This is a genomic window from Staphylococcus petrasii, assembly GCF_002902565.1.
Lineage (GTDB): Bacteria > Bacillota > Bacilli > Staphylococcales > Staphylococcaceae > Staphylococcus > Staphylococcus petrasii.
Genome location: NZ_PPRC01000134.1, coordinates 1 through 443 on the forward strand (window position 1 = coordinate 1; position 443 = coordinate 443).

The 443-nt window shown below is 32.3% G+C and carries 3 protein-coding genes; all 3 read left to right on the forward strand.

Annotated elements, in window-relative coordinates; genetic code table 11:
* A partial coding sequence (locus CD127_RS12505; RefSeq protein WP_103366921.1) for a beta-class phenol-soluble modulin occupies nucleotides 1–94 on the forward strand: 94 nt, incomplete at its 5' end.
* Between the two features lie 66 nt (nucleotides 95–160).
* Nucleotides 161–295: a beta-class phenol-soluble modulin gene (locus CD127_RS12510; RefSeq protein WP_103297430.1), complete on the forward strand. Its 135-nt coding sequence runs from the start codon at nucleotides 161–163 to the stop codon at nucleotides 293–295.
* A 66-nt stretch (nucleotides 296–361) separates the two neighbouring features.
* Nucleotides 362–443, forward strand: an 82-nt coding sequence (locus tag CD127_RS12515; protein ID WP_142381325.1) for a beta-class phenol-soluble modulin, incomplete at its 3' end; no start/stop codon positions are given.

The window sequence follows — 443 nt, forward strand, 5'->3', positions numbered from 1 at the left end:
TGGTCAATCACATGATTGGAGTAAATTAGGTACAAACATCGTAGGTATCGTAGAAAACGGCGTAAGCGTATTAGGTAAATTATTCGGTTTCTAATATAACCTGAACATTTATAAATACTTAGTTTTCATAAAATAAAAATAACGGAATGGAGAGATTATAATGCAAAAATTAGCAGAAGCAATCGCAAACACAGTACAAGCTGGTCAATCACATGATTGGGGTAAATTAGGTACAAACATCGTAGGTATCGTAGAAAACGGCGTAAGCGTATTAGGTAAATTATTCGGTTTCTAATAAACACTAAACATTTATAAATTACTTAGTTTTCAAAAATAAAAATAACGAGATGGAGAGATTAAAATGCAAAAATTAGCAGAAGCAATCGCAAACACAGTACAAGCTGGTCAATCACATGATTGGAGTAAATTAGGTACAAACATCG